Source organism: Pseudoalteromonas sp. SANK 73390, from assembly GCF_054966645.1.
In genome coordinates this window covers 1-6,514 of sequence record NZ_ARPN01000173.1, presented here as the reverse complement: position 1 = coordinate 6,514, position 6,514 = coordinate 1, and the positions used below count along the sequence as shown (strand labels likewise).

Here is a 6,514-nt window from a genome sequence, read left to right as displayed (position 1 = left end):
GCAGTGCTAAACGGCGGCGCACATCTATGTATGTGCTATCACAACTCAGTTTGCGGCGTATATCGGTTTCAGTGACAGAGTGCCAACCCTGTGCAAATTTTGATTGCATGGTGCCGTCATAGCTGTGCAGTGGTATTTGTGTGGCATCAAATGGCTGACCGTTTTTACGTGCCAAAACCTCAGCATTTAAGCGCTTAATGCGGCCCTGATTTAAACTCCATTCCCAGTTTTTACCCACGATACACCTCTGCATAACAGCGCTCGGTAATGTGGCCCAGTCGGTTCATCCAGCCGCGCAGGTTGGGCTGTTGGGTTGGGTCGTCGAGGCATATGCGTGCGTAACGATAGGCGCGGCGGCTGATTAGCTCGCACATAAATAAGTTAGGCAAAATAGCGTGGCACTTTTTAAGAGTGCGCGAGCCAAATACGCCGTCTACATCAGCGCCTGCGGTGCGCTGTACTATGCGCGTCATGCCGTTTATGCCGTGATTAACGGTGCCATCAAATAGCATGAGTGCAACACCGCTGTTTAGCTCGTCGCAGTGCATTGGCTCCCAGTAATCTCGATAATAAAGCCTAATTGCATGGCTAATTTTTAAATTAGCAATATCTGTTTTGGGGTAGGCCCGCTGGCTAATACCGTATTTAGTTAGGCCGCCACGGTCAGAGGCAACATTATTTAGGCCGCCGTCATCCCTAAGGCCGCCCTCTAAATATAAAATTGTTAACACACTGCGGCAAAACGCATCGCTGTAGCCTGTGAGTGCCGCTTTAATTTCGGGTGTTTGTCTGTAATGGTCGAGCTGTTGTTGAGTGAGCATAGTTGTCGGCTCCGTTGTGTTTGTTAACAGAATGCCGACGCGTGCGAGGGATGTATTTTAACCTGGGTTAAAAAATATGAATCTATTTATAAAATTATTTTGCAAAACCCTTTTTAAAACCCTATACAAAAGATTAACCAAAGTGTTATATTTTGGTTAATGGATTTGATTTCGTAGAGCAAAAAAGGAACATTGGAACACCTTTTTAGCTTCGTCATTGTACTTATATTGGTAGTAGAGGCTGCAAAATGACAAAACAGCTAGTTAAAACACTCAGTCGAGATATGGCCCAAGCAGTCGCTGCGGGCAATGGAAGCGGTAATGATCCCATAAACCCACCTAGCATTTTTAGTGCTGGAGGTAGTGATGTGCTCGCACCATATACTACGGGTGGCGGTGATGGCTCTGAGCCTCTCAGTTCATTTAGTACTGGCGGAGGTGGCGGCACCGAACCTGTGTTTTTTAACCTAGTTTAAAAGACTTTCAATGAAGTAATGGTACTCTTTAGGCTCCAACAATAAAGGAGGTCATATAAATGAAAGTACGTAAATTACAATCTAATAAGTTAAACGCAAATTTGCTGGCACAGATTAAAGGCGGTTCAGTTAGTGGTGGTGGTGGTGGAGAACCAGCAAAGCAAGCAATGAGTTTTGTTGCGTTTGAAAAAAAGGATTGGCAACCGTGAAAGATTTTTTTGCTCAGGTCGACTGGGTGATTATAGGGGTAAAGCTAGCTTGTCTAGCTTCCCTATTAATTTTTTCTAAACAAAGAAGTTATGACCTGATTTTTAAACGCCCTAGTGATGATATAAGAGAGCAAGTTGAACAGAGTCTATTCCTTTTAGTTAGTCTTACGTTGATCTGGCACTTATTTGGCACCTACATAAGTTGGTCGTTTAAGCAAATGTCTCTAACTAGAGAAGTGCAATTGCAGATTTATTACTTCTTTTTCTCATTTTATGAAGTGCTAGGGTTGACCGTTTTAGCCTTACTTCATTGGATAAAGCAATGCAGGTTTTCCAAGATTTGTAGATGGGTCTACTACTTGGGAACAGGGATGATTACTTTACATTTGATTAGGTATGTGGACAGAGTGTATTTTGAGTTTAATTACTTAAATAGTGTATACATGCCGATTAAAACAGCTATTAATATGGCAACCGTTGCTTTGGTTAGCGCCTACCCGTTGCTTAGATTATTAAACTTAAAACCAACTAAAACATGGGAGTAAATGAAGTGAAAATGGATCTTGTTATATTGCTGTTCTTATTTGGAATCTTAGGCTTTTCATTTATTTTATGTATCTTCGTGTCGAGCTTTAAAAAACTAAAAAGTTTGGAGACATCAGGCAACGATAGGTTGACTAACGATAATGTTGTTTATTTGCACAAAAAAAACGAGTTAGATAAAGCCGCAGAGCTTCTTTTAATCAGTGAGATACTAGAAGATATTTTTGAAGGTATATCAGAAGAAGAGCTAATGGCGCTTGTACTAGAGTTTCATACTGAACGAAAGAAAACTCTGAAGCTTTTAAGTTCACTAGGGATTGTGGATAGGGAGCGTATAAAAAAATCTCTAATCGAATCGAAGAAGCGAGCTTAAGCACCGTTCTTTTTAGCAGGCTGTAAGGCTTCGAAAAGATCGTCAGCTTTAAATTCACCTGTAATTTCAGACCTAGCGAGAACTCCAGCAGCTTTCTCAATTAACTCAAGGTTTTTCATCACATCAAAGTCAGCAGTCGATTTTACCTCTTTTCTAAGTTTTTTTACTTGGAATACCGATTTTATTGATTCTCTAGCAGAATATTTAGCAACCTCAATAGCACTATCAATAGATATTTCCATTCTACTTTCAAACACTTCTAGCTGTTGCCTTTTGCCCGTCACAACGTACCGTATGTCAAAGCCGACTTGATCAAGGTCTGCTAGTTTGTCAGAAGGAATAGGCTGTCCTTTCTCCCATCTGATATACGTCGACTTACCAACATTAATACGTTCGTATACATCTGACTGAGTTAACCCAAGCCTTTTACGTTCCAAAGATAAAAATGTTGTCATATATGGGTACTTTCATGTTGACAGGTGCCAAATGTGACACCTATACTAGCTTTAACTCTTAACAAAACCCTTTTTAAAATCGCCCGCAAAAGCTTTTTAAAAGGGTTGCAACCAATAGGTAATTTACTATGAATGCAGAAAAAAGAAAACAGGCCATCAAAAAGAAAGGCTATACACTCAAGCAAATTGCAGATGCTTTGGGCAAGTCTATCTCTACAGTATCCAACGTAGTCAGTGGTCGTTATTACTCCGAAACGATAGCGAAGGCGTTAGCCAAATTGGTTGGTATGCCAGTGCATGAGTTTTTTGCTGATTGTGAAGCATATACAAGCCCTACCGATCCAGTTGTGGTTCGCGGTGAAGCCCGTGAACAAAAAGTTGCAGAACTTCGCCAATTATTCGCTGTTGCGTCATAGGAGCCTCATCATGTCATTATTCAATCCAAATCAGTCAGTATCGTCAGCCGTAGCTGAGGCTATGTTGTTATCAACTAAGAGCCACACAGGGCGGCCTCTAATATTGCCAAACGTCGCACGTTCGATTGCGCAGGCGAACTCGCTGCCAGATGATTGCGCCAAGCATTTAGTAACAGAAGCGCGCTCGGATTCGTCTGAGCCTGCTCCATCTCATCAATTGACTGATCAAGAGTAGTAACCATGTGTGCTGCAATGTCAGGAGTCAGTGACTCAGCAAGCGCTGTAATAAAGGAGTTTATAGCAGCTGTTGTGTCAAACAATGTGTCTAGTGATTGGTCTATATCGTTATGCATGTTGGTTGCTCCAGTTAATCGTGTTTTATGTTTACGCACAGTTGAGGGACTCGCTAATGTGCCACCCATGTTTTCCGTTAACAAAAGCATACGCACGAGCATTGAAAATAGCACGGCAATAATCTCGGCAATTTTTGCCGCCGTTTTTGCCAACAGTGGTTTAAAAATAGGAACTAATAAATACAAGGTGGCAGTGATGTTATTTGATGAATCTCTCGTGGAGACCAGTATGTTATTAAATGAATATGCACCTAAGTGCGATATGTCGTTGGTGCTAATTGCAACGCTAAAAAAGGCGGTAGACGACAGCCCCTATTCGCGCCCCGCAATTGTTGACCGAATGAATGAGGGCCTAGGCGGTAAAAAGGCTGTAACTGTAGATATGCTCAATAAGTGGTTAAGCCCAGGAGCAGAGCGCAAAATGCCTGCGGAATATATCACCGCATTTTGTTGGGCTACGCAAAGCATTAGCCCGTTTGCTGCGCTTTTGCAGCCAATTGATTTTGTGCCAGTTGACGAACGCGGCGTGTCGCTGCAACGTGCCGCTGAGTTAATTTTGCAATCAACCCAGTTACAAAAACGAGCCGAGCAAATGTTTATGAACATTAACGGCGCAATATCACCTGATCAGCAATCCGCTGAGCCAACCCCCATACACCAATAACGAGGCCAATTATGAACACTATCAAAGACCAAGTTGTGCCCAAAATTTGCCAACGCGCACAAAAAACAAACGAATGGCAAGCGGTTTGCCCTGCATATGCAGCTAAGCGATTAATGAGTGCAAACGAGCTGGCTGTGCTAGCTGCTAAATCATTTGGGGGTGTGGTATGAGCGTAGTAATTCAACCTGTTGATTTAAACAAAGTGAAACTGGTAGAGCAAGTACCGCAGTTGCAGTGCGAGTGCTGCAAGTATATTGCTAAGCCGCTGAGTTCTGATGCCACATGTAGCGAGTGGTTGTATGCAGCCCACCGTATAGGTTGGCGGCATGTTACAACCGAACAATACGATTTTGACTGTGTATGTGCTGTGTGTTTAGTGGGCCTAATAGCGCCTGAAGCTAGGGAGGCAGTATGAACATATCAACACACAGATGGGCGCATGTCCATGTTGAAGGTAACAAGCTGTCGGTTTGGGTATGTCCTGATAGCGCAGGCTTTGATAAAAGTGGTAATTGGGACAGCGATATAATGGAAAGTAACTCTCTGAATTTAACAGCACCCGCAACACGTGCAGGCTGGGTTGAGCTACATGCCAAGCTGCGTCATTGGTTTAGCCCCATAACAGTGGAGTGCGGCCAATGAGCAACGACAGATATTTATCACCACAAATACAACGCACACTCGCCACCATAGAGCTGCTATGTGGGCATGAAGTAAAAGGCGTTGAAGCGGGCAAGCTGGCTGCTGAATTAAGTTGCACCCCCTCTGATATGCATCGAGTGCTCGCCAATCTAGAGCACGCGGACTGGGCAGAACGGTTAACCACTAATCAAAACTGCTGGCGGCTGCATAAAAAACCCGTGCAGATAAGCAACACCGTTGCCCACTCATTCAGCACTGCAATTAGCGATTTGCAGATAGAGCGTAACAACTACGGTTTGTTGAGGTGAGATTATGAGTGATTTAAGTGTAACTGATTTAATTGATTTAAAGGTCAAGCAACAGTCAGAAATAGCAGCAAAGCAAGATGTTTTATTACAGCTTGGCCGTGCACAGGCTTTCAATTTTATTTCAAAACTGGTGACTGTCACCGAGTTAAAAACTCTACAACAAATTAAAGAGAGTAAAGAATACAAAGGGTTAACTGTAACAGACGAAGACGGAAAACTGGTGACAGTCACCAGTTGGGAAGATTGTTGTAAACATGTTCTACATATGGATAGAAAGGGAGTTGATGAACGCCTGAGTAACCTTGCTTTATTTGGCGAGCAGTTTTTTGAACAAGCCCAAAAAATGAAGCTGGGCTATCGAGATTTACGCGCGTTGCGCCAATTACCCGAAGATGAGCAAGCACTCGTTATTGAGTCTGAAGCTGTGGAAACGGGCGACAAAGACGCAGTAAAAGAGCTAATCGACGAGTTAAAAGCTAAGCACAAAAAAGATAGTGACAAACTCAAATCAGAACTTGATGCAACAGAGCGAATGCTCAAAGCCTCGCGCAATACTGCATCGGAGAAAGAAGACAAAATTGTTCAACTCACCGCAGACTTAGAAAGTAAAAAGTTTAGTGCCGACAAATGGAAAGGCGAAGCTAAGTCATTTTTTGAGGCGCTGGCTAAAACACAAAACCAAATCCGCGAGGGATTCAATCAATTGCTGGTACTCAGCGAGCAGTTAGAGACCGTACAAATTGACGACAAAACCTACGATGCGGCTAAATCAGCGTTTTACGCTGACAGCAAAATTTTACTAACTCAACTGGCAGGCGTGTGGAACGAGATACACCGCACCTATGGCGACCTAGACGATGCGCGCCCCAGTGGTGAGTGGCTGGCTGAAATGGGTTTTGAGGCTACGGAGGTGATCGAATGAACGCACTCTCTCTAGAGTATTGGGCAGAGCAGCTAGACAACGCAGGCCATGGACAAAAAGGCACAATACGTGAGCAAGCGTGCAAAACGCTGGGATTAAGTAAGGATGCGTTGTACCGCCGATTAAAAAGCCTAGGTTGGGAAAGCGGCAAGGCTAAACGCAGTGATGCGGGTAGTACCAGCATGAGTGATGAGTCTATAGAAGTGATGGTGTCGCTGTTAAACCAATCAGTTAGGGCAAACGGTAAGCGCATTATGCATGTGCCAGTTGCTAAGTCGATTTTAGCGGCAAATGGCTATGATAGCGTAAGCCCAAGCCAGATCAGCCGTATT

14 protein-coding genes and 1 pseudogene are annotated in these 6,514 nt (G+C 43.5%); 12 read left to right on the top strand and 3 right to left on the bottom strand.

What is annotated here, in order from left to right; all coding sequences use genetic code 11:
- The coding region (locus SANK73390_RS19475; protein WP_462768011.1) for a hypothetical protein at window positions 1-238 on the bottom strand (238 nt) is incomplete at its 3' end.
- On the bottom strand, window positions 231-821 hold the full coding sequence (locus SANK73390_RS19470; RefSeq protein WP_462768010.1) for a glycoside hydrolase family 108 protein: 591 nt from the start codon (window positions 819-821) through the stop codon (window positions 231-233). The genes SANK73390_RS19470 and SANK73390_RS19475, both read right to left, overlap by 8 nt.
- A 248-nt stretch (window positions 822-1,069) precedes the next feature.
- On the opposite strand from SANK73390_RS19470, the gene SANK73390_RS19465 reads away from it, so the two are divergent.
- The 3 genes from SANK73390_RS19465 (at window position 1,070) to SANK73390_RS19455 (ending at window position 2,422) form a co-directional block, all read left to right on the top strand.
- Complete coding sequence (locus SANK73390_RS19465) at window positions 1,070-1,297, top strand: hypothetical protein (RefSeq protein ID WP_462768009.1); 228 nt, start codon at window positions 1,070-1,072, stop codon at window positions 1,295-1,297.
- Between the two features lie 59 nt (window positions 1,298-1,356).
- Window positions 1,357-1,506 carry a hypothetical protein gene (locus SANK73390_RS19460; protein ID WP_462768008.1) on the top strand — a complete coding sequence of 50 codons (150 nt, stop codon included), beginning with the start codon at window positions 1,357-1,359 and terminating at the stop codon, window positions 1,504-1,506.
- A gap of 556 nt (window positions 1,507-2,062) precedes the next feature.
- Complete coding sequence (locus SANK73390_RS19455) at window positions 2,063-2,422, top strand: hypothetical protein (protein WP_462768007.1); 360 nt, start codon at window positions 2,063-2,065, stop codon at window positions 2,420-2,422.
- On the opposite strand, the gene SANK73390_RS19450 is transcribed toward SANK73390_RS19455, so the two are convergent.
- Entirely contained in the window at window positions 2,419-2,877 is a 459-nt protein-coding gene (locus SANK73390_RS19450) for a helix-turn-helix transcriptional regulator (RefSeq protein ID WP_462768006.1), read from the bottom strand. The genes SANK73390_RS19455 and SANK73390_RS19450 overlap by 4 nt on opposite strands.
- 128 nt (window positions 2,878-3,005) lie before the next feature.
- Here SANK73390_RS19450 and SANK73390_RS19445 point away from each other — a divergent pair, with 128 nt between their 5' ends.
- The 9 genes and pseudogenes from SANK73390_RS19445 to SANK73390_RS19405 all read left to right on the top strand — a co-directional run.
- Window positions 3,006-3,293, top strand: coding sequence for a helix-turn-helix transcriptional regulator (locus SANK73390_RS19445; RefSeq protein ID WP_462768005.1), 288 nt, complete (start codon window positions 3,006-3,008; stop codon window positions 3,291-3,293).
- 10 nt (window positions 3,294-3,303) lie between these two features.
- Window positions 3,304-3,528 (top strand): hypothetical protein, encoded by a 225-nt coding sequence (locus SANK73390_RS19440; protein WP_462768004.1) that lies wholly within the window; start codon window positions 3,304-3,306, stop codon window positions 3,526-3,528.
- 74 nt (window positions 3,529-3,602) lie between these two features.
- Window positions 3,603-4,310 carry a hypothetical protein gene (locus SANK73390_RS19435; RefSeq protein WP_462768003.1) on the top strand — a complete coding sequence of 236 codons (708 nt, stop codon included), beginning with the start codon at window positions 3,603-3,605 and terminating at the stop codon, window positions 4,308-4,310.
- Window positions 4,311-4,321: 11 nt separating this feature from the next.
- A complete protein-coding gene (locus SANK73390_RS19430; RefSeq protein WP_462768002.1) occupies window positions 4,322-4,480 on the top strand; it encodes a hypothetical protein in 159 nt (52 codons plus the stop codon).
- Window positions 4,477-4,725, top strand: coding sequence for a hypothetical protein (locus SANK73390_RS19425; RefSeq protein WP_462768001.1), 249 nt, complete (start codon window positions 4,477-4,479; stop codon window positions 4,723-4,725). The genes SANK73390_RS19430 and SANK73390_RS19425 overlap by 4 nt, the downstream gene beginning before the upstream one ends.
- Entirely contained in the window at window positions 4,722-4,952 is a 231-nt protein-coding gene (locus SANK73390_RS19420) for a hypothetical protein (RefSeq protein WP_462768000.1), read from the top strand. The genes SANK73390_RS19425 and SANK73390_RS19420 overlap by 4 nt, the downstream gene beginning before the upstream one ends.
- Window positions 4,949-5,260: a MarR family transcriptional regulator gene (locus SANK73390_RS19415; RefSeq protein ID WP_462767999.1), complete on the top strand. Its 312-nt coding sequence runs from the start codon at window positions 4,949-4,951 to the stop codon at window positions 5,258-5,260. The genes SANK73390_RS19420 and SANK73390_RS19415 overlap by 4 nt, the downstream gene beginning before the upstream one ends.
- Window positions 5,261-5,264: 4 nt before the next feature.
- Window positions 5,265-6,182, top strand: a complete 918-nt coding sequence (locus SANK73390_RS19410) for a hypothetical protein (RefSeq protein ID WP_462767998.1) — start codon at window positions 5,265-5,267, stop codon at window positions 6,180-6,182.
- Window positions 6,179-6,514: pseudogene (locus SANK73390_RS19405) on the top strand (hypothetical protein); the annotation flags it as partial. The gene SANK73390_RS19410 and the pseudogene SANK73390_RS19405, both read left to right, overlap by 4 nt.

Coding starts and splice junctions, on each gene's coding strand:
- SANK73390_RS19470 (WP_462768010.1), bottom strand. CDS start 821: ATGCTCACTCAACAACAGCTCGACCATTACAGACAAACACCCGAAATT.
- SANK73390_RS19465 (WP_462768009.1), top strand. CDS start 1,070: ATGACAAAACAGCTAGTTAAAACACTCAGTCGAGATATGGCCCAAGCA.
- SANK73390_RS19460 (WP_462768008.1), top strand. CDS start 1,357: ATGAAAGTACGTAAATTACAATCTAATAAGTTAAACGCAAATTTGCTG.
- SANK73390_RS19455 (WP_462768007.1), top strand. CDS start 2,063: ATGGATCTTGTTATATTGCTGTTCTTATTTGGAATCTTAGGCTTTTCA.
- SANK73390_RS19450 (WP_462768006.1), bottom strand. CDS start 2,877: ATGACAACATTTTTATCTTTGGAACGTAAAAGGCTTGGGTTAACTCAG.
- SANK73390_RS19445 (WP_462768005.1), top strand. CDS start 3,006: ATGAATGCAGAAAAAAGAAAACAGGCCATCAAAAAGAAAGGCTATACA.
- SANK73390_RS19440 (WP_462768004.1), top strand. CDS start 3,304: ATGTCATTATTCAATCCAAATCAGTCAGTATCGTCAGCCGTAGCTGAG.
- SANK73390_RS19430 (WP_462768002.1), top strand. CDS start 4,322: ATGAACACTATCAAAGACCAAGTTGTGCCCAAAATTTGCCAACGCGCA.
- SANK73390_RS19425 (WP_462768001.1), top strand. CDS start 4,477: ATGAGCGTAGTAATTCAACCTGTTGATTTAAACAAAGTGAAACTGGTA.
- SANK73390_RS19420 (WP_462768000.1), top strand. CDS start 4,722: ATGAACATATCAACACACAGATGGGCGCATGTCCATGTTGAAGGTAAC.
- SANK73390_RS19415 (WP_462767999.1), top strand. CDS start 4,949: ATGAGCAACGACAGATATTTATCACCACAAATACAACGCACACTCGCC.
- SANK73390_RS19410 (WP_462767998.1), top strand. CDS start 5,265: ATGAGTGATTTAAGTGTAACTGATTTAATTGATTTAAAGGTCAAGCAA.